Below are 21,945 nucleotides of genomic sequence, written 5' to 3' on the forward strand. Positions count from 1 at the left end.
GTCAGTTACGCGACAAAGTCGTCGTCGTTCAGGTCGGTGCTGTTGACACCGGCGAGGCGGACAGACCCTTCACTGCCGAAGGTGATGACCGCGTCGTCGCCATCTTGTGCAACGCTGACACTGCCGTCGAAGTCGGGTCCGAATTCGCCGAACTGGAGCTGGTCCAGACCGACTTCGAAGTCCTGAATAACGTCGTTGCCGAAGTTGCCTTCGAAGACGAAGGTGTCGTTGCCTGCGCCACCGATCAGGATGTCATTGCCACCCTCACCGTTCAGCACATCGTCACCGGCCTGACCGTTCAGGGTGTTGGACCCCGAGTTGCCCGACAGGATGTCGTCGCCACTATTCGGGCTGCCAGCGTTGTTCGAGCCGTTGATGTTTTCGAACCCAAACACCTGATCCAGGATTGCACCATCGGGTGCATTGACCTGTGCAACGCCGTTGCCTTCTTCATCCAGATCCAGAACAACGCCCGGCCCTGCAGTGAACAGCGCGGTGTCGATCCCTTCGCCACCGATGATCACGTCGGCACCTCCGAAGGAATGGATCGCGTCATTGCCGGCACCACCGTCGAGGATGTTGAACTCGTTGTTGCCAAGGATCAGGTCATCCCCGTTCGAGCCTACAACGTTTTCGAAGTCATCAACTTCGGCGACGATCTGGCCATTCTGGATGATGGCACCGTCCTGCGGACCTTCATCACCGCTGCCAGCAGGGTTCGGCGAAGGACCGCTGAGGTCCAGATCAACGGTTACACCGTCAAAGCTGGAGACGTCGATCGTGTCGCTGTCATCCGAGCCGACAACCCGCTCGATCGAGCGCAGGATGTCCACTTCGATCTGGTTGTCGATGACGTCCTCGCCGATGACACCTGTGCCACCAGTGGCTTCGGTATCCAGCGTCGCACCGGCATCTACCAGCGTGTCCTGCACGACCGGGCCGTTCTGACCAGCAGGTGCATTGTGCAAGTGCACAGCCGAGACAACACCCGGGATCGGCGTCAACAGATCAGCTTCGTTCAGGCCCGTCACGCTCAACTCGCTGGAATAGGTGACTTCACCGGTTTCCAAGTTTTGAGTGACGACGAGGGTCGCCTGACCGGTCGCTTCGCTGTCGGATGTAGGACCAGGCTCCTGCGAGGCGTCCAGACCACCGCTCAGGGTGATAGTACGGATGCCATTCTCGGTCACGTCGCTATCAACCAGCAGTTGCCCGCGAATTTCACCAGCCGGGAAGTCCGACGTGTGGATGTTATAGTACAGGTTGCCCTGGACTGCCTGCTCCACGAACTCGGCGCCGTTGGTGATGGACGATCCGAACTGATCCGGCGCTGCAACAACCGCGTCGGTGACGGTGACGTTAAAGCCGGTGTCACGTGTGGCAGTGCCATTGCCGTTTGCATCCAGGCTGACTTCGACCGCGACATCCAGATCCGAGAAATCGGCTGTGTCGATGCCTTCGCCACCGTCGATGAAGTCATTGCCCAGACCGCCGGTGATGACGTTGTCTGCGTCGCCTGCGATCAGAACGTCATCTCCTGCGCCGCCCGAGATATCACCGTTGGTGGTGCCCAGGTCGACAAAGATGTCGTCGCCGTCGCTCAGCAGAACGTTGCCGTTGATCACGCCTTCGTCGTCGTTGACGATGGTCACGAAGCCTGCATCCGATGCGTCGATCGCATTGACCGTGCCGCGGATTTCGCCTTCGTTCAGGATCGCGCCAACCAGGTTCAGGCCGCCATCAACGCGGATACCTGCTGCGGCGTCCGAGTCCTCGGAACCGGCGATCAGACCTTCGTTGACCACAACACCCGCGAAAGAGGCGTCGTCCTGGCTGGTGAACAGGCGCAGACCGTCACCGACCTGGTTGCCTTCCAGCGCATCTCCACGACCTTGCAGCGTACCTTCGTTGATGACTGCAGCGGACACGATGTCCCCCGACTCGTCGCCGGTTTGCAACGAAACGGCGGAACCGTTATTGCCTTCGCCTGCATCGACCAGACCCGAGTTGGTGAAGCTGTAGTTGTCAGCAGTGCCATCGGCATAGACGGTGCCGTTGCGCTGATCGCCAGTGCCAAGGATTTCGCCTTCGTTGACAACATCCAGACCGATCCCGTCGATATTCACCGCACGGCTGTCCGAAGTCACAGTGCCGCGGTTGACGAACGAGCCGCCTGTGTGATCACCGGTGCCAAAGTACACACCGTTCTGGCCGCCTGCGAAAACGCCGGTTTCTTCGTTGATCAGCTGGCCACGGAAGTTGACGTTGTTCACGGCGCGGAATGCACCGACCGTTCCGTTTGCACCTTCGGACGACACCGTACCGGTGTTTGTGATGGTACCTTCAAAGAGGGCCGGGCCAAAGCCGCCGCCCTCCTGGCGGACACCCTCCAGACGGATACCGTCGCCAGCTGTGCCCAAAGCTGCACCTGCATTGCCCCGACCCGCGATCGTGCCGTCGTTGGTGATCGAAACGTCGCCATTACCTTCGACGGCAAGTGACAACGAAACGCCCGCGCCATCATTGTGTTCGCCCGCGTCAATAGTACCCGATGCAAGGTTTTGGATCGAATAGTCGCGTGCAGTGTCATCAGCGTAGACTGTACCATTGCGCTGATCTCCGGTGCCCAGAATGTCGCCACCATTGATCAGATCAACACCGGAACCATCGATGTTCACAGCGCGGCTGCCGGACTGGATGGTTCCAAAGTTCAGAACGTCCAGATCATGTTCGCCATCTCCGATGTACAGACCGTTGCGCGGCCCTTCGATCACACCGGTCGAGGTGTTTAGGATCTCACCTTCGGTATTGGCGCCATCAGCGATGCGCAGACCTGCTGCCGTACCCTGATCGCTTTCGGTCGAGATGACCCCGCTGTTAACGATCTCGGTTTCCAGGATGGCTCCCTCGGCACCGTCATCGATGCGCACGCCGTCGCCGGCCAGCGACGTGTTTGAAGCCGCCTGACCGCGACCTTGGATTGTTGCACCAAAACCATTCAAGATATCGGTTTCGACACGGTCACCAATTTCATCTCCGACCTGCAGAGAAACCCCTGCACCTTGGTTGCCTTCGCCTGCGTCAATCGTACCGCCCGAAAAGTTCGAGATCGAAATGTCTTCCGCAGTCGAATTGGTGTAAATCGTTCCGTTGCGCTGATCACCTGTACCGATGATGTCACCAAAGTTACGAACATCGATACCTTGACCCTGAATGTCGACAGCACGACTGTCAGAACTGATCACACCGCCGCGGAAGTTATCCAGACTGCCCGAGCTTTCAGCCCCCGCAAACTGAACGCCGTTGAACTCGCCTACAATCTCGCCAATGTTTCTGATCGATGCGCTTCCAGTGACCTGAACGCCTGTTGCAAGCGCATCTGGACCGTTATTGGCTTCGATCCGACCGGACCGAAAGTTAAAGATGTCGACGTCCTGACCTTGCGCCTGCACTGCAGCAACAGCGTTGTTTGTGATGATTTCGCCAAAGTTCAACAGGCGCGAAAAATCATTCGCCAGCACAAAAGCCGGGGTGTCATCCACCACAGTGCTCTGGAAAAAGTTGTTTATAAAGGTTTGACCATCGCGAGTGGTCTCTTGCGCCAGCGTGGACGATGTCAAGAGACGGGCGCGAAGACTGCTAAGAAGTTGGGACAGCATGGGATACTCCGTCAAGAATTGTTGCATTCTGCGGGCCGCCCGCTGCTTTGGGCGTTCCACGTATCCAATGGGTAGTCAGCCGCTTCGGCCAGCTAAAATTCATCCTTCGAATTAGGGGTATAACCAACGCGAATACTCACAAAATCTGTGAGTTAGTAGTAAGTGAAATCAATAAGTTATCGTGCCTTCAATCACTTTGATCGCCTATTCACTAGCGGCTATTGACACTTATGTGTTTGAAAGTGATCGTTTCTTCATGCGCAACACTCACCGTCAGGGTATGAATCCGAAGGTGCATCAAGATGCGCGACTTGTATCAGTAGTTGGTGATCATGAATTTCAGAGACTTGGAATACGTTCTGGCCGTCGCCAAATATGGGCAGTTCAGTCAGGCGGCAGCAGCTTGCAACGTCTCTCAGCCTGCGATGTCCAATCAGGTCAAAAAACTTGAACAGGAGTTAGGGGCCGAACTGTTTTTGCGCCTCAATAACGAGGTTCGACCGACACTGTGCGGTGTTCAGGTGTTGCGCATTGCCGAACGCATTCTGAACGATGCGCAAAAGATCCGCGATACGGCGACCCAGTTCCGCGACCCCGAGGCGGTTCCATACACGATCGGAATGACGCCGACCCTCGCGCCCTACCTGACACAATATTTCTCAGATCTGTTTAGCGCATTGTTTCCCAATATGCGCGTGACGATGATCGAGGATTTGCCACAGAATATGTTGCGTATGGTCGAAGACCACACGTTGGATCTTGCTCTGGTCGCCAAGGTCAACAATTCCGAAGCGCTCGAGTTTACCTCGATCTGGTCCGAACCTCTGTTCTTGGCTGTTCGTAACGGTCACCCGCTAAGCACCTTGCCATCGATTGCCCCAGAGGACGTGCCCCGTCACGACTTCATCCGACTGCCGCATAGTTTCGGCTATGAACTGGAAAACCGCTTGCCCAAAATCGACCCGGCAAATCGCGCCAGCAAGCGGTTCGACCTGAGCGCGCTGCGGTTCGAGACGATCTGTCGGCATATTTGTCATTCCGACGATTGTACAATCGTGTCGGCCCTGGCGGCCGAGCAATTCAAACGCGACCGCTGGCCTTTGTGCTTTATCCCCTTTGACGCGCCGGGCAACCTGCGTGATCTGGGCGCGGCGACCCGTCCGGGCTGTCCAAGACGGCCGCTCTTGGATCGGATCGGGGCTTTCATTCTGGAACAGCCTCCGATCGGCGTGACCCCAACATTCCAGATGTGATCGCGGAAAGCCGGAAACTTGCGCTGTATCAAAGTCGGCGCGACTGATTCCCCTCAAAGCTAGGAACTGAACCGGGCCGTCCCGAGACGGATGGCTGTCTTTGCGGGTACGTGTTCGCGGAATCGTTAACTTTGTTGACAATGGATTTTGTATTTTGGATACATTGAGCAGTGATTTCGCGACGGCAAGCGTTGCCAAAGAGTGTTCTGACAAAAAAGCGCTAAGCGAAAACCAAGCAATATTTACTGGGAGAAACTCATGAAACTTAAGTTTTTGGCCGCAACCGCAGCGATTGCGTTGTCCAGCGCTGCGGCACAGGCAAATACGTTGGTCTATTGCTCTGAAGGCTCGCCTGAAGGTTTTGACCCGGCGCTGTTCACCGCTGGCACCACCTTTGATGCGTCCTCGCACCCGATCTATAACCGCCTGCTGGAATTTGAGACCGGCACCACCAATGTGATCCCAGGCTTGGCCGAAAGCGTCGAGGCCAGCGATGACGGTCTGGAATATACGTTCAAGCTGCGTCAGGGCGTCAAATTCCACTCGAATGACGAATTCACCCCAACCCGCGACTTCAACGCCGATGACGTGATCTTCTCGTTCATGCGCCAGAAGGATGAAGGCCACCCATATAATCAGGTGTCTGGCGGTACGTGGGAATATTTCCAGGGCATGGGTATGCCCGATCTCGTCGAGTCCATAGAAAAGATCGACGACTACACAGTGAAATTCACGCTGTCTAAACCCGAAGCGCCTTTTGTCGCCAACATGGCGATGGACTTTGCCTCGATCCTGTCGGCGGAATATGCCGACGCGATGATGGAAGCGGGCACACCTGAAAAGCTGAACACCGCGCCTATCGGCACCGGCCCGTTCTCATTCGTGGCCTATCAGAAAGACGCCGTGATCCGCTATGCGCAGAACGCTGATTACTGGAAAGCACCGGCGGATGTGAGCAATCTGATCTTTGCGATTACGCCTGATGCGTCGGTCCGTTATCAAAAGCTGAAGGCGGGTGAATGCCACATCATGCCTTATCCGAACCCCGCCGACATTCAAGCGATGCAGGATGACGCGGACATCAACATGATGGAGCAAGAAGGACTGAACGTGGGTTATCTGGCTTACAACACCACGATGGAGCCGTTCGACAACCCGAAGGTGCGCAAAGCGCTGAACATGGCGATTGACAAGCAGGCGATCATTGATGTGGTGTTCCAGGGTTCGGGGCAAGCGGCCAAGAACCCGATTCCGCCGACCATGTGGGGTTATAACGACGCCATCACCGACGATGCCTATGATCCCGAAGCGGCCAAAGCGATGCTGGAAGCCGAAGGCGTCAACGATCTGTCGATGAAGGTCTGGGCGATGCCGGTTCAACGCCCCTATAACCCGAACGCCCGCCGCATGGCCGAGCTGATCCAGGCAGATTTCGCCAAGATCGGCGTGGATGTCGAGATCGTCTCCTATGAATGGGGCGAGTACCTGTCGCGCTCAAAAGAGCTGAACCGCGACGGAGCTGTGCTGCTGGGTTGGACCGGTGACAACGGCGACCCGGACAACTTCCTGGCCGTGCTGCTGGGCTGTGACGGCCGCGAAGCCTCGAACCGCGCACAATGGTGCCACGAGCCCTTCGAAGATCTGATCCTGAAGGCCAAGCAGACCACGGATCAGGCCGAGCGCACCAAGCTGTATGAAGAGGCGCAGGTCATCTTCAAAGAGCAAGCCCCCTGGGCCACCATCGCACACTCGGTCGTTTACATGCCGATGCGCAACGAAGTGCAGGGCTACAAAGTCCACCCGCTGGGCGGCCACATCTTCTACGGCGTCAGCGTCGAATAAATCATCACTCACGGATCGGAGCCGCCCGCATGGCGGCTCCGGTTTTCTTTTTTGGAGGTCGGCCCCCATGCCGGATTTGTCCGAGTACCGTCAACTGGCAAAGGACATGTCAGTCGATGCCGTGGCCCTCGTGCCCGGTCCCAATTTCACCCGCGCGTTGGGGAAACCCTTCATGAGCCACGAGCGACCCTTTGTGGTCGTTATCCCGGCCCAAGGTAGTCCCGCCGCGATTGTCCCCAATCTGGAGCTTGGCACCTGGGCGCTGGTCGGCTTTGACGGTGCCGTGTTCGATTGGATGGACCAGACGGGCTATGACAGCGCTTTTGCCGCTTTGGCTGCGCACATGCCGCTGAAATCGCTGGCAGTCGAAGGGCAGGTGATGCGGGTCTTTGTGTCGAAGGCTTTCACCAACGCGCTGCCCGATCTGCGCATTGTGGATGCCGAACGCGAAATCTCGGGCTTGCGGATTATAAAGACCGAAGATGACATCGCGGCTCTGCAAGCGGCAATTGATATCTCGGAACGCGCGCTGGAGCGTGTGATAGCCGATGTGCGCGTCGGACAGACGGAAAAACAGATCGAACAGGCGCTGATTCAGGCACTGTTCGCCGAGGGTGCGGCCTCGTTGGCGTTCGCACCAATTGTGGCGGCCGGAGACAACTCGGCCCAACCGCATGGCAAGGCGCGAGCGGATTATCAGATCAACCCCGGCGACGCGTTGTTGTTCGATTTTGGCGCGCGCAAACACGGCTTTGCCGCTGATATCACCCGTACGTTCTTTGTGGCCGAGGTTTCGGACGAGGGCAGGGATGTCTACGACACCGTCCTGCGTGCCAACCTAGAAGGGTTCAACGCCTGCCGCCCGGGCACTACTGCGCATGACATCGACGATGCCGTCACTCGCGTTCTTGAGGCATCGCCTTATGCCGATCGTATCCGTACCAAGACCGGGCACGGGCTGGGCCGCGACGTACATGAAGCGCCCTATATCATGCGTGGAAATCATCAGGACATCCTTCCCGGCATGGTCTGGACCAATGAGCCCGGGCTTTATGACCTCGGAAATTTTGGTGTTCGGATCGAAGATGATGTTCTGGTGACGCAGGATGGCTGCAGGTCACTGACCCGCTTTCCCAAAGATCTCACAATCATAGGTCGCTGATGTTTGGCTACTTCCTTACGCGCCTTGGAATGTTCGTTCCTACATTTCTGGGCGTGACGCTGATTTCCTTCATGTTCATCCGGGTGCTACCGGGCGACCCCATCATCGTCATGGCCGGAGAACGCGGCATGACCGAGGAACGCTATCAGGAGATGGTGGTCAAGCTGGGCTTCGACAAACCGGTACTGCAGCAATACTGGGACTATCTGGTCGGCGTTATGCATGGCGATCTGGGTGAAAGCTTTGTCACCAAGAAACCGGTCTGGGATGAGTTCTTTGCCCTGTTCCCAGCCACGCTGGAACTGTCGATCTGTGCGATGATCTTTGCCGTGGCTCTTGGCTTGCCTGCGGGTGTGATTGCTGCCGTGAACAGAGGCAAGTTCTTTGATCGCGCGCTGATGTCCTCGGCTTTGGTTGGCTACTCGATGCCGATCTTCTGGTGGGCCCTGCTTCTGATCATCGTGTTTTCAGGTAATCTGGGCTGGACGCCGGTATCGGGGCGGATCGACCTGCTGTATTACTTCCCCAGCGTGACCGGTTTCATGCTGATCGACAGCCTGCTGTCAGGGCAGGAGGGGGCGTTTACGTCAGCCGTGCGTCACTTGATCCTGCCGACCATCGTACTGGGCACCATCCCGCTGGCGGTGATCGCGCGCCAGACTCGCTCGGCCATGTTAGAAGTTTTGGGCGAGGATTACATTCGCACCGCCCGCGCCAAGGGTCTTTCGCCCACGCGGATCAACGGGCTGCATGCGCTGCGCAACGCTCTGATCCCGGTGATAACAGTGATCGGCCTGTCGGTCGGCACGCTGCTGGCCGGCGCGATCCTGACCGAGACAATCTTTAGCTGGCCGGGCATCGGCAAGTGGATGGTCGACAGTATTTTCCGCCGCGACTATCCGGTGGTGCAGGGCGGGCTGCTGATGATCGCCGTGATCGTGATGCTGGTGAACCTGCTGGTCGATGTCCTTTACGGCATCATCAACCCCAAAATCCGGAGACGGTGATGGCCGAGCTTTCCGCAACTACGCCCAAGACCGAGGACCGCCCAAGCGCCCTGCGCGAATTCTGGTTCTATTTCAGCGAAAACCGCGGCGCGGTAATCGGATTGTATGTGTTCATGGCCTTCGTAATCTGCGCGGCCTTTGCGCCTTTGCTGGCGCCCCATGACCCGACCGAGCAGTTCCGCGACAACATTCTGCAACCCCCCGCGTGGCAAGAGGGCGGCAGTTGGGCCTTCCCGCTGGGCACCGACCCATTGGGCCGGGACATGCTGTCGCGGCTGATCATGGGATCACGCTATTCCTTCTTTGTGGGCATCGTTGTGGTCTGTGTGGCCGTGACAGGCGGCGTAATCATCGGGCTATTGTCCGGCTTTGCGCCGAAATGGGTCGATACGCTGATCATGCGGGTGATGGATATCATCCTGTCCTTCCCCTCGCTGCTGTTGGCGCTGGTGCTGGTGGCCATCCTTGGCCCCTCACTAACCAATGCTATGATCGCCATCGCCATCGTGTTCCAGCCCCATTATGTGCGCCTGACCCGCGCCTCGGTTCTGTCTGAACGGCAGAAAGACTATGTCACCTCGGCCCGTGTCGCGGGCGCGGGCAAGGCGCGGTTGATGTTCAAGACTGTGCTGCCCAACTGTCTGGCCCCGATCATTGTGCAGGCGGCGCTGTCATTCTCAACCGCTATTCTGGACGCCGCCGCCCTTGGATTTCTGGGAATGGGCGCACAGCCCCCCACGCCGGAATGGGGCACCATGCTGGCCGAAGCGCGCGAGTTCATTCTACGCGCCTGGTGGGTCGTCACGTTCCCCGGCCTTGCCATTCTGGTCACGGTGCTGGCGATCAACCTGATGGGCGACGGCCTGCGCGACGCGCTGGACCCGAAACTGAAGCGGAGCTGACGATATGAGTTTGTTGGACATCCGAAACCTCACTGTCGAATTCGCTACCGCCTCGGGTAAGTTCCGCGCCGTCGACGGGGTGGACCTCTCTGTCGACCGGGGCGAGCTGATGGCCATCGTCGGCGAAAGCGGCTCGGGCAAATCCGTGTCTATGCTGGCGTTGATGGGCCTGTTGCCCTGGACCGCCACAATCACCGCCGATCAGCTGAGTTTTGAAGGCATCGACCTGACCAAAATCTCGGCCCGCGACCGGCGCAAGATCATCGGCAAGGACATCGCCATGATCTTTCAGGAACCGATGTCGTCGCTCAACCCCTGTTTTACCGTGGGCTTCCAGATTAAAGAAGCGCTGCGCATCCATCTGGGCCTGAACCGCAAGGATCGTCACCAACGTGCGATCGAGTTGTTTGATCAGGTCGGCATTCCCGCGCCGGAAAGTCGGCTGAACACCTTTCCACACCAGATGTCCGGCGGGATGAACCAGCGGGTCATGATCGCCATGGCGATTGCGTGCAACCCCAAGCTGCTGATCGCTGATGAGCCAACAACAGCGTTGGACGTCACCATTCAGGCGCAGATTCTGGACCTGCTGGTGCGGCTGCGCGATGAACAGGGGATGGGTCTGGTGCTGATCACACACGATATGGGCGTGGTAGCGGAAACCGCCGAACGCGTGCAGGTACAATACGCCGGTCAAAAGGTTGAAGAACAGCCCGTCAAAGATCTGTTCCGCACCCCGCGCCATCCTTATACCTCTGCGTTGCTAAGCGCACTGCCGGAACGGGCAACTTCGAAAATGCTGCCAACCATCCCCGGTGTCGTTCCCGGCCAGTTTGACCGACCAAAGGGGTGCCTATTCAGCCCGAGGTGCAGGTTTGCGGATAACACCTGCCAATCTATCCCCCCCACACCACATAGTGAATCATTCGGCAAAGCCCGGTGTCACCATGTCGAAAGAATTGCAGCCGGAGAAATCGCATGACGGCCCCTATAGTTCAGGCAACTGCGTTGGCTCGGCACTACGAGGTCCGAGGTGGACTGTTGTCGAAATCCGCAACAGTCAAAGCCCTGTCCGGAGTAGATTTTGAACTGAAACCTGGCAAGACACTTGCCATCGTCGGAGAATCCGGCTGCGGCAAGTCCACATTGGCACGTGTCGTCACTATGATCGAAGAACCGACGTCCGGAACACTTACAATAGACGGCACTGATGTCACCCCATCGAAATGGGCCGAAATGCGTGAGACCGTTCAGATCGTATTCCAGGATCCGTATGGCTCGCTCAATCCCCGGCAACGGATCGGGCAGATTCTACAGGAGCCGCTGACCATCAACCGCCCCAACATGTCCGCCTCCGACCGCGAGGCGCGGGCGCGCGAGATGCTTAACCTTGTCGGCCTGCGCCCCGAACACTACGACCGTTATCCGCATATGTTCTCGGGCGGTCAGCGCCAACGGATCGCCATTGCTCGCGCTCTAATGTTGAACCCTAAAGTGTTGGTCCTGGACGAACCGGTCTCGGCATTGGATGTATCGATCCAATCCCAAATCCTGAACCTGCTGGTCGAGTTGCAGGAACGCCTGAACCTTGCCTATCTGTTCATCTCGCATGACCTGTCGGTAGTTAAACACTTCGCCGATGATGTGATCGTTATGTATCTGGGCCGCGCGGTCGAGCACGCCACGAAAGACCAACTGTTCGCCGCCCCCCGTCATCCCTATTCCAAGGCGCTGTTATCGACCACGCCGCGCGCGGACCCTGAGGCGCGCAAGGAACGGATCAAGCTGGAGGGCGAGTTGCCCTCACCCATGAACATCCCCTTGGGCTGTGCTTTCGCGCAACGCTGCTGGCTTGCAACCGAAGAATGCCGCGCCGCACCACCAGATCTGAGTGGTGAGTCGCATCAGGTGGCTTGCCTACACCCGCTGGATTGACCTTAGTCACCGTTGCGCGTGGCAGTCACCATCTCCAGCAACTGATCCTTGGTGCGTGCTATGTGGCGGGTCAACAGAGCGCAGGCGCTCTCGAACTGTCCGGCTCGGGCCAGCGATAACAGCTCGCGGTGGTCTTTCTTAGCAGGCTCTCGCTGTTTCATTACACTCAGGTGCATTCGGACATAGCGGTCCGACTGCAAGTTGACGCGTTGCAGGATTTCATTGCTCAACCCGCGATCAGCCGCAGCATATAGCGCCATATGGTAAGCATTGTTCAACCCGCCCCAACGGCCCACGTCATTGGCATCGTAAGACTTCTCCATCTCATCCAAAATGCGCTCACACTCGGAAAAATGGGTTAGGGTCATCCGCGGTATTGCGTGCCGGAACAGATCGACCTCAAGCAAAACGCGCAGATCGAAAATCTCGGCGATCTCGGACAGAGAATGTGTGGTCACCGACGCGCCACGGTTGTTCGTCAATTGAACAAGACCTTCGGCGTCCAGTCGTTTGAGTGCCTCGCGGATTGGCATCCGGGAAACGTCGTAATCCTCGGCCAGCGCTTCTTGCCGAATAACCTCTCCCTCGGCCATCTCCCCGCTTAGTATCCGCTCGCGCAGATCGTTTGTTATGACATCGGGCAGGCTTTGCCGTGGGATCGCGCGTGTTCCGCTCATGTGTTGTGTCTCGAGTGGTGAACTATGTATCCAAAATACAAAGTCACTTGCGTATTTCCAAGGCTCTCAATCAGTAATGTCACAATTTTACAATTCTATTGCAACACTCAATACTTATCATCCAAACAATCTATTGGACCGATGGAATAAAGTGATCCAAATTGCCGCCGAACAAAGTAGGCCAATTTCCTATGAGGGTCCAATGTGGCGCTATTCCAATCCGGTTGAAATCATGTTTGGCACCGGTTCCGTTTCGGAACTGCCAAAACTGATTGGCGGCCGAAATTATGCTTTAGTCACTTATCCAAGTGATCCTTTCCAGCGCCTGGCGCAGCGGGTCGAAGAAGCGGCTGGACCAGCTGCGGTAGTAATAAACAACATCGCACCCAACCCGGATTTCCAGCTGCTTGGGCAGCAGTGCGCGCAGTTAGCTGGAATACGGCACCAAATCGAGGTGATTGTAGCCTTAGGAGGTGGGTCCGTAATCGACTCGGCCAAGGTTTTTGCGGCCGCAGATGGCAGTTTTGACAATGTAGTGACGTATTTAGAAACCGGCGGCGGCGCGGCAAACTTGGGAACCATTCCCATTATTGCGGTTCCGACGACTGCTGGCACCGGTAGTGAGGTTACATGTTGGGCCACAGTTTGGGACGAGCAGCGCGGCAGAAAATACTCGCTTTCACGACAAAATCTCTACCCAGAAGCTGCGGTGATTGATCCTGAACTTATGGTCAACAAACCCCATGAACTGACCCTGTCCACTGGGTTGGACACACTTTCCCATGCTTTGGAAAGCATATGGAACATCAATGCAAACCCTATTTCGGCCAGACATGCCGTCCATGCAGCTGGCACCATTCTAGACACTTTGCCCGATCTGCTAAACGATCTAGGCAACCTTAGTCTGCGCACGCAGATCGCAGATGCAGCACTCAGCGCCGGGCTGGCCTTTTCCAATACAAAGACTGCCATCGCCCATAACCTGTCTTATCCAATAACCCTCGGCTGGGGTATACAGCACGGAATTGCTTGTTCGTTCACGCTGCCAGTGATCTTAAGTTCGGTCGACGGCATTGGCGGGTTTAGACAGGCTGCCCTGCACGATGTTTTCGGTTCGGATCTGAGTTCCGCTTCGATTGAACTGACGGCCTTCCTGAATCGGCTAGGTGTTTCCACCCGGTTTGCAGACTACGGCATATCCGATGCTCAACGAATGGATATTGTCGATGAAGCCTTTGCCGGTGAACGCGGTCGTAATTTTGCGGGCACAAAAGAGGCATTCCTGAAAACGCTGGACGCGCAGGATGGCAAAAAACCCAAGGTCGCCTGAACCATCTTTCAAAACAGACCCCGTGTGTCAGCTACTTTTGATCTGACCATCGCTCATACGCAAGGACCGCCCTATGACAGCTCAAACCCCGATCACCGCAAATGAACGAGTTTATCCGACGCCCAAAGTTCCCGCGATTGCGATTTGTCTCGATGGCTGCGAGCCAGAGTATCTGGATGTAGCCATCGCCAAAGGGCTGATGCCCACGCTCAAGCGAATACGTGAGACCGGCACGGACCGACTAGCGCACTCGGTCATTCCGTCCTTTACCAACCCCAACAACCTGTCAATCGCGACCGGACGTCCGCCAAGTATTCATGGAATCTGTGGGAATTACTTGATCGACCCCGACAGCGGTGAAGAAGTAATGATGAATGACGTTCGTTTTCTGCGCGCGCCTACTATCTTTTCAAAGTTCTACGAGGCTGGATACCGGGTCGCCATGGTGACTGCCAAGGACAAGCTGCGCGCTTTGCTTGGTGCCGGATTGAAGTTTGACGAAGAGCGCGCCGTCGCGTTCTCGTCCGAACGCTCGGGCGAGACGACAAAGGCCGAACACGGTATCGACAACGCAAGCCAATGGCTGGGAATGCCTGTGCCCGAAGTGTACTCGGCGGACTTGTCGGAATTTGTTTTCGCTGCGGGTGTGAAGCTGTTGGAGGAGTTCAAGCCTGATATCATGTACCTTTCGACCACAGACTACATTCAGCACAAATTCGCGCCTGACCAGCAGGGTGCACTGGATTTCTACGCGATGTTCGACCGGTATCTGGCGCAGTTGGATGCTATGGGCGCAGCCATCGTCGTCACTGCAGATCATGGCATGAAGCCCAAACACCATACGGACGGAACACCTAACGTAGTCTATGTCCAGGATCTAATGGACGACTGGATGGGGAAGGATGCAGCCCGTGTGATCCTGCCGATCACTGACCCTTATGTGGTTCACCATGGCGCGCTTGGCAGCTTTGCCACCGCTTATCTTCCTGAAGGTGCGAACCGTTCCGATATTGTGGACAAGCTGAAAGCGACCGACGGTATCACCCATGTCCTGACCAAGGAAGAAGCCATCGCGGAATACGAACTTCCTGGTGATCGGATTGGGGATATTGTCATGGTCTCGGGTGAGAATATCTGCATCGGCACCTCCGAGGATCGTCATGATCTGGCCGCCTTGAAAGAACCGTTGCGCAGCCATGGCGGCCTGACCGAGCAAGAAGTTCCCTTTATCGTCAACCGCGTCCTGGATTTACCCTCGCAACCAAAACTGAGGAACTTTGACGCGTTTTTCTATGCTACCACCGCCGCAGCGCAATAAAATGGACGGGATCATGAACGCTTCAGACATTCGCCACGAAGGAATGCGCATCGGAGGAGAGGTTGTCTTTACCGATGCCACTGTACCGGTCCACTACCCCTATACGAATGAGGTCGTGGGCACCGTCCCGGCAGGGACAGCGGAACACGCACGCAAGGCATTTGAGATTGCCGCAAACTACACGCCGAAACTGACTCGATACGAACGCAGCCAGATCCTGCAGCGCGCGGGCGAGTTGATCGGTGAAAAGCGGGACTACCTGGCCAAATGGTTGACGTTGGAACTGGGCATTTGCCATCAGCATTCGATTTACGAAACGAAACGCGCGCAGGACGTCTATCAGTTTGCCGCTGCCGAGGCGTTAAAAGACGATGGGGAGATTTTCTCGTGCGATCTGACCCATAACGGGAAAGAGCGTAAGATTTTCACCAAACGTGAACCCGTCAAGGCAATCAGCGCCATCACACCGTTCAACCATCCGCTAAACATGGTCAGCCACAAGATCGCTCCGTCAATTGCGACCAATAACTGTATGGTTTGCAAACCCACCGAGTTGACGCCGCTAACTTGTTTGGCGCTGGCCGATATTCTGTATGAGGCCGGTCTGCCGCCCGAGATGTTCCAGGTTGTAACCGGTTGGCCGCAGGACATTGGTGACCAGATGATCACCAACGAAAACATCGACATCATCACCTTCACCGGAGGTGTTCCGGTTGGCAAATTGATCGCGTCGAAAGCCGGATACAAACGCCAGGCGCTGGAGTTGGGCGGAAATGACCCATTGATCGTTCTGAACGATCTCAGCGATGCTGATCTGGACAAGGCCGCCACCATCGCGGTCGCAGGTGCAACCGGCAATTCGGGCCAGCGCTGCACTGCGATCAAACGCATTTTGGTACAAGAAAGCGTGGCCGACAAATTCGTTCCTCTGGTGTTGGAGAAAGCGAAGGCGATCCGGTTCGGTGACCCTCAGGACCCGGAAACTCAACTGGGCTGTGTGATCCATGACAAAGCCGCCGCGCTGTTTGAAAAACGCGTCCACATGGCCGAAGCCGAAGGTGCGGAAATCCTGTACCACCCCGGTCGCCAGGGGGCATTGCTGCCTCCGATTGTGGTCGACAAGGTTCCCCATGACAGCGAGTTGGTGATGGAAGAAACTTTTGGGCCCATCGTACCTATCGTGCGCGTGCCCGATGACGATGCGAAGGTTATGGAAATCTCGAACGGTACCGAGTTCGGCCTGTCCTCGGGCGTGTGCACCAACGATTTGAACCGGGCAATCGCCTTTATCAACGGGTTGGATGTCGGCACTTGCAACATCTGGGAACAACCAGGCTACAGGATCGAGATGTCGCCCTTTGGCGGGATCAAGGACAGCGGCAACGGCGTGAAAGAAGGCGTAATCGAAGCGATGAAGTTCTTTACCAACGTCAAAACTTATTCGCTGCCCTGGCCCGGCTAGTGGCGCAGATGGGTGTTTCGTATTATCCCTGACGCCATGTCATTTGATTTGAAAAACCTAAACCTGTTTGTCCGAGTGGCCACCCTAGGTGCTATTGGACGGGCAGGGGCGGAGTTCGGGTTCTCGGCCACCAACACCTCACAACGCCTGCAGGCGCTTGAGACCGAACTGGATGTCAAACTGCTGAACCGCACCACGCGGGCTGTATCCCTGACCCCGGACGGAGAGCTGTTTCTGGAGCATGCCAAGCGCATCCTCGAAGACGTCGAAGATGCGCGCACCATGCTGTCTGGAAACTCTGGAACAGTATCAGGCAAACTGCGGGTAACAGCATCCGCGTCATTCGGGCGGTCACATATAGTGCCACATGTACCCGAATTCCTTCGGCTCTACCCGCATGTAGAGCTTGATCTGAACCTAACCGATACGGTGCTCGACATTGTGGAACTGGGGTACGATCTGGCGTTTCGTCTGGGCGATCTTGGCCCATCCAGCCTGTTGGCCCAGAAACTGGACGATGATCCGCGTCTACTGGTTGCGGCACCTTCCTATCTGGAACATGCAGGGACGCCTGAAACTGCGGCCGACCTGGCCAATCACGCTTGCCTAACAATGCACCCACGCGAGGTCTGGCACCTGATTGATCAATCGGACACCATGCATGATGTGCGCGTGTCTGGCCCCGCGACCGTCAGCCTTGGTGATGCAGCGATGGATTGGACGCTGGCCGGATTGGGGATCAACAAAGCCTGCCTGTGGCAGACCGGAGATCATATTCGATCCGGGCGTCTGGTTCGGGTTCTGCCTCATCTGCGCGCCTGGCCGGATTCGAAAATCTGGGCCGTGCGCCCACCGGGCCGATTGATGCATGCCCGAGTCCGCGCGTTTTTGGATTTCATGCGTGTTCGGATCATCGCCGCCAACAAGGTGCTCTACGCCGATCTGATCTGAAGCTATTCTTCCGGTATACGGGATTATCATTTCCGAATTCTGCAGATAGCGGCAGACAATGGAAGGGCATAGATGCGGCTCATCACCAATTCGGAGCCTCATTCCATGAAAGACATCATCGAAACCAGCGATGTTCAGACTCAGATCATCGACGCCTTCAATTTCCGCCACGCAACTAAAGTGTTCGATCATGAGCGAAAAGTCACTGAGAGCGAATTCAACACAATTCTGGAAGCGGCACGCCTGTCGCCGACCTCGTTCGGGACCGAACCGTTCCAGTTGCTGGTTGTGCAATCCCCCGAGAAACGAGAGCTGTTTCGTGACTTCACCTGGGGCGCGAACGGCGCCACGAATGGTACTGCCGGACAGCTTGGAACCGCAAGCCATTACGTGATCATCCTGTCCCATACCGGCGCAACCATGAAAGCAGGGTCGGATTATTTGGCCCAGCACAACCGCGAGGTGAAACAGTTCCCCGAAGAAGTCATCGAGATGCTCGGGGGGGCTTACGCCAAGTTTCAAGCGCATGATTTCAAATTGGAAACCGACGCGGATATCAAAAAATGGGCTGCGCGGCAGGCTTACATCGTTCTCGGCAACATGATGACCGCCGGTGCGCTTATGGGAATTGATTCATGCCCCATCGAAGGGTTCGAGTTGGACAAAACCGAAGCTGTTTTGCGCGATCATTTCGGGATTGATACCAACCTCTACAAACCTGCCGTCATGGTGGCGTTCGGCTATCGTGCGGATGGTCCGATGTTCCCCAAAACGCGCCGCGAGATGGCCGATATCGTCACATGGGTGTGACGTATATGCCCGGCACGACGTGCCGGGCACCCCGCCTGCTACCTCACAAACACACAGCACGAGGCGCATGGTGCATAGCTGACTCATGTATCAAACAAGCATAATCGGACAATCTACTGACAGCTCAGGACAGAGAGCATCTGGAACGCTAGGTCAGTTCGAAAAAGTTTGCCAAATATGTCATAAGACTAAATTACAGAACGTGATTTGAAAGATCCGCGAAGACAAGAAAAACGGGGAACCAAACGAAAGCGGCGGCGCAATGGGTTCAACTTCCCTACATCTGGACAATGACCGAGGCTTCAAGGCAAGGTTGGACAACGGTGTCAGCATCTACGTGCGCCCAATGGGCGTTTCCGACAAACATCTGATTGCGCAAGCAATCCATGATCTGTCCGACCAATCCCGATACATGCGCTTCTTTTCTGCGTTTCACGACGCCCCAGAACCCGTTTTGGACCTTCTGGCCAACGTGGATGGCGACAAGCACGTAGCTTGGGGTGCCGTAGACACTGAACAGAATGGGCGGCCCATCGCCGCCGTGCATGCAATCCGGGGTAACCGGCAAGACAAGGATGTCGAAATCGCTTGTACGGTTTTGGACGACTATCACGGTCACGGCATATCCCACCTTTTACTGGCGGCCACCGTGTTCGACTGTCTGGCTTTAGGGGTCGAGCTCGCTCATGCTGAAGTTCTGTTCGGAAACTATAAGGCCAAGGGTTTGTTCGAAGGGTTGAATGCCGACCTCGTGGAAAGCGACGAAACACTGTTGTATCGCATGGAATTGCCTTCACTCTTACGGAAAAAGCGGCGGTCTCCGCGCTGAATGGTGAAGAAGTCCCGGCCCTGATTGACACCGGTTTCTACTATTACGACGCGTCGAACATGGACGACCCGAAGATCTCGGCCGTTCTGTACGACTAAAACCACCCACTCACGGTGACTTTTCCGGCCCGCCAATTTGGCGGGCCGGATTTCGTTTGGATTTTCAAAACGCAGTTTAAACTAAAGAATCGATCTGGCGATCGCTGCCAGTTTCGCAATGAAACTTAGAAATTGCGCAAGGAATGTGCTACTGTTCCCGATATAGTTGTTTTTATACGTTAAAGGTTATTACTTCTGTGTCCGATAAATCGAAAAATCTGTTTCGGCTTCGACCTTTGGAAAGGGCTGATGTAGAAACCGTCGCGCCTTGGTTCCAAAACATTGAAGACCTCGCTCTGTTTGATCGAACATCCCGCATTCCCCAAAACCGCCTCCAGACTGAAGACAGTTGGAAAGATGCCTTCACATCTGAAGGTTCCGGCTGCAAATGCTGGTTCATTGTTGAGTCCGAGGAAGAAGAAGCCTTGGGCATGGCTGGTCTCGAGGGGATTTCAAATATCAATCGCGACGCGGTCGTTGCAATGTTTGTACACAAGTCCGCACGTCGACACGGAGTTGGAATCCGAGCAACCGCGATGATCGTTGACTTTGCGTTCCGACAACTCGGCCTGAATCGCTTGACTTCATATTACCGCGCCGACAACCACAGCAGCCGTGACCTTGTCAGTAGAATTGGCTGCCAGGTCGAAGGTACAATGCGGCAAGCTTGGTTTGCGGATGGAGAGTTCCACGACATGATTGTTGTGGGCATCCTAAAGGACGACTGGATGCAGCACAGAGAAGTTCTCGCCTCGGAATTATCCACGGATACTGTCGTGGAAATGGGAGCATCGGCCTCATCAAACTGGTCATGGCCACCCAGGTTGGCAACAGGCAGCGAAAGGTAGAAACAGCCGACAGTCGAAAAAACTAAAAATTGCTATATGTTGAAACGGGTGCCTATTTGGCACCAACTAAACGAGTATTGCCTGTGAATACCTCTAGTCCGAATTTTTCAATGACGCAAAAGCTCGGTGCTGTTTTGTTCGCCGACGTGGTCGGCTATTCCCGCTTGATGAGCGAGAATGAGCTGGACACATATAACGCTCTGAAATCGTTACTATCTCATCTTGAAACATGTTGTGCAAAATATCAGGGGCGGGTCGTCGAAGTACGTGGAGATGGGCTGCTTGCCTTATTTGAAACGGCCACAAGCGCAGTTGAATTTGGCATCGAACTGCATCGGATCGCAAGCCAACACAACGAAACTCGAACAGATGATCAGCGAATCAAATTCCGCGCAGGCGTTCATCTCGGTGAAATTCTGATCGATGATCGCGGCATTCACGGCGACAATGTCAATATCGCGGCGCGGTTGCAGGAAATTGCAGAACCCGAGCGTGTTTACGTCAGCTCTGCAGTCTATGACCAAGTCTGCAACAGGCTGCGGTACGGCTACGAATTCCTGGGCCCCAAGCAGTTAAAAAACATACTCAATCCTGTCTCGACCTATTGTGTGCGCAGCGAAGTTGCAGGCGCGACAATGGCCGGCACCATGCGCCCGGAAACGCCCACGAGTCAGGTTCTGGAACGACCGGACACTCCGTCCGTTGCGGTGCTTCCCTTCGGCAGCCAAGGCGGAGATGAATCCGACAGTTGGATTGCCGAAGGCATGACCGACGACATCATCATGAATCTGTCAAAGTTCAGGAACCTTTTCATAATCGCGCGAAACTCCTCTTTCTTTTTCAAGGCACAATCGATGCCTCCAAAAGAGGCCGCCCAGCGATTGAATGTACGCTACATCGCGCGGGGTAGCGTCCGCCGGTCGGCCAGTCGAATTCGCATTTCGGCGGAACTGGTGGACGCCACCACCGAACGGACGATTTGGGCGGAACGGTTCGACCGCAGAATCGACGATATTTTCGACATATTGGACGAGGTGACCGAGTGCATCGTCGCAGCGACCGCCGTGATGATCGAGTCCCATGAAAAGCAGCGAATGATCCAGGCGATGCCATCCGACCTCGAAGCGTACAGCTCGGTTCTTCAGGGGCAGCATCACATCTTCAAGTACACGCGAAACGACAATCGCAAGGCGCAAAGCTTCTATCAATCGGCACTGGAACGCGACGAAGGGTATGCCCGCGCGGCCGCAGCGCTGTCGCGCACACTGAATATAGACTGGCGGTATTCCTGGACCGAAGACCCAAGCACCGCGTTGGATCAGGCTCTGAGATTTGCGCAACGTGCTATCGAGCTCGACCCGACTGACGCGCGTGGGTTTGGCGAACTGGGTTATGTCCACCTGTATCGCAAAGATCACGATGCATCGATCCAGTCATACCAGCGCGCCTTGGCGCTGAACCCAAATGATGCAGATATGCATTCGGACTATGCCGACGCGCTGGCGCATTCGGGCGACAACGAAACAGCAATCACCCATCTGCAACAAGCAATGCGGCTGAACCCGTATTTCCCGGATCAGTATCTGTGGCACCTTGGCGGGGCATATTACAACCTTCGCCGCTACGAGGATGTTATCGAAACAGTCAACAAAATGAACAACCCAACCGAAGGTCAACGAATGCTTGCAGCGAGTCACGCCCAGTTGGGCAATATGGAGATGGCCCGGTTGATTGCTGACAAACACCGAGAAGCGCATCCAAATTTTTCTTTGCAACGGTGGGCCAAGGTTATGCCCGACCGTTTGGAAGACGATACCCAGCATTTTGTCGAAGGATTGAAAAAGGCTGGGTTCTGAATAAGA

The 21,945-nt window shown here is 55.9% G+C and carries 17 protein-coding genes; 15 read left to right on the forward strand and 2 right to left on the reverse strand.

From position 1 onward, the window contains the following. Nucleotides 1-5: 5 nt before the first annotated feature. On the reverse strand, nt 6-3,659 hold the full coding sequence (locus AC2FF7_RS18325) for a beta strand repeat-containing protein (protein ID WP_496906108.1): 3,654 nt from the start codon (nt 3,657-3,659) through the stop codon (nt 6-8). Nucleotides 3,660-3,991: 332 nt separating this feature from the next. Between AC2FF7_RS18325 and AC2FF7_RS18330 the strand changes: the two genes are divergently transcribed. The 7 genes from AC2FF7_RS18330 to AC2FF7_RS18360 all read left to right on the forward strand — a co-directional run bounded on the left by AC2FF7_RS18330 (nt 3,992) and on the right by AC2FF7_RS18360 (nt 11,760). Further along, the gene (locus AC2FF7_RS18330) at nt 3,992-4,912 is read left to right on the forward strand and encodes a LysR family transcriptional regulator (protein ID WP_496906109.1); all 921 of its coding nucleotides are present in this window, start codon (nt 3,992-3,994) and stop codon (nt 4,910-4,912) included. A gap of 258 nt (nt 4,913-5,170) precedes the next feature. Beyond that, on the forward strand, nt 5,171-6,754 hold the full coding sequence (locus AC2FF7_RS18335; protein WP_496906110.1) for an ABC transporter substrate-binding protein: 1,584 nt from the start codon (nt 5,171-5,173) through the stop codon (nt 6,752-6,754). A gap of 67 nt (nt 6,755-6,821) precedes the next feature. Beyond that, the gene (locus AC2FF7_RS18340) at nt 6,822-7,916 is read left to right on the forward strand and encodes a M24 family metallopeptidase (protein WP_480868253.1); all 1,095 of its coding nucleotides are present in this window, start codon (nt 6,822-6,824) and stop codon (nt 7,914-7,916) included. Further along, on the forward strand, nt 7,916-8,923 hold the full coding sequence (locus AC2FF7_RS18345; protein ID WP_480868255.1) for an ABC transporter permease subunit: 1,008 nt from the start codon (nt 7,916-7,918) through the stop codon (nt 8,921-8,923). The genes AC2FF7_RS18340 and AC2FF7_RS18345 overlap by 1 nt, the downstream gene beginning before the upstream one ends. Next, the gene (locus AC2FF7_RS18350) at nt 8,923-9,825 is read left to right on the forward strand and encodes an ABC transporter permease subunit (protein WP_480868257.1); all 903 of its coding nucleotides are present in this window, start codon (nt 8,923-8,925) and stop codon (nt 9,823-9,825) included. Before AC2FF7_RS18345 ends, AC2FF7_RS18350 begins: the two co-directional genes overlap by 1 nt. Before the next feature lie 4 nt (nt 9,826-9,829). Then, nucleotides 9,830-10,807 carry an ABC transporter ATP-binding protein gene (locus AC2FF7_RS18355; RefSeq protein WP_480868259.1) on the forward strand — a complete coding sequence of 326 codons (978 nt, stop codon included), beginning with the start codon at nt 9,830-9,832 and terminating at the stop codon, nt 10,805-10,807. Then, nucleotides 10,804-11,760, forward strand: a complete 957-nt coding sequence (locus AC2FF7_RS18360; RefSeq protein ID WP_170755775.1) for an ABC transporter ATP-binding protein — start codon at nt 10,804-10,806, stop codon at nt 11,758-11,760. The genes AC2FF7_RS18355 and AC2FF7_RS18360 overlap by 4 nt, the downstream gene beginning before the upstream one ends. Before the next feature lie 2 nt (nt 11,761-11,762). Here AC2FF7_RS18360 and AC2FF7_RS18365 read toward each other — a convergent pair whose 3' ends face one another. Then, nucleotides 11,763-12,437, reverse strand: coding sequence for a GntR family transcriptional regulator (locus AC2FF7_RS18365; protein WP_480868260.1), 675 nt, complete (start codon nt 12,435-12,437; stop codon nt 11,763-11,765). Nucleotides 12,438-12,513: 76 nt separating this feature from the next. Here AC2FF7_RS18365 and psrA point away from each other — a divergent pair, with 76 nt between their 5' ends. From psrA to AC2FF7_RS18405, 8 genes are all read left to right on the forward strand, one after another. Further along, on the forward strand, nt 12,514-13,767 hold the full coding sequence (gene psrA / locus AC2FF7_RS18370) for an iron-containing alcohol dehydrogenase PsrA (RefSeq protein ID WP_480868261.1): 1,254 nt from the start codon (nt 12,514-12,516) through the stop codon (nt 13,765-13,767). A 73-nt stretch (nt 13,768-13,840) separates the two neighbouring features. Further along, entirely contained in the window at nt 13,841-15,085 is a 1,245-nt protein-coding gene (gene phnA, locus AC2FF7_RS18375; protein WP_496906111.1) for a phosphonoacetate hydrolase, read from the forward strand. 13 nt (nt 15,086-15,098) lie between these two features. Continuing rightward, entirely contained in the window at nt 15,099-16,547 is a 1,449-nt protein-coding gene (phnY, locus tag AC2FF7_RS18380) for a phosphonoacetaldehyde dehydrogenase (RefSeq protein WP_480868264.1), read from the forward strand. Nucleotides 16,548-16,559: 12 nt separating this feature from the next. Beyond that, the gene (locus AC2FF7_RS18385; protein WP_480868265.1) at nt 16,560-17,498 is read left to right on the forward strand and encodes a substrate binding domain-containing protein; all 939 of its coding nucleotides are present in this window, start codon (nt 16,560-16,562) and stop codon (nt 17,496-17,498) included. A gap of 105 nt (nt 17,499-17,603) precedes the next feature. Then, complete coding sequence (locus AC2FF7_RS18390; protein ID WP_496906112.1) at nt 17,604-18,308, forward strand: NAD(P)H-dependent oxidoreductase; 705 nt, start codon at nt 17,604-17,606, stop codon at nt 18,306-18,308. A 262-nt stretch (nt 18,309-18,570) separates the two neighbouring features. Beyond that, nucleotides 18,571-19,137, forward strand: coding sequence for a GNAT family N-acetyltransferase (locus tag AC2FF7_RS18395; protein WP_496906113.1), 567 nt, complete (start codon nt 18,571-18,573; stop codon nt 19,135-19,137). Nucleotides 19,138-19,432: 295 nt separating this feature from the next. Beyond that, nucleotides 19,433-20,083: a GNAT family N-acetyltransferase gene (locus AC2FF7_RS18400; protein WP_496906114.1), complete on the forward strand. Its 651-nt coding sequence runs from the start codon at nt 19,433-19,435 to the stop codon at nt 20,081-20,083. A 110-nt stretch (nt 20,084-20,193) separates the two neighbouring features. Beyond that, nucleotides 20,194-21,939, forward strand: coding sequence for an adenylate/guanylate cyclase domain-containing protein (locus AC2FF7_RS18405; RefSeq protein ID WP_209196227.1), 1,746 nt, complete (start codon nt 20,194-20,196; stop codon nt 21,937-21,939). Nucleotides 21,940-21,945 lie beyond the last annotated feature (6 nt).

Source organism: Ruegeria sp. YTSC325 (assembly GCF_059609525.1).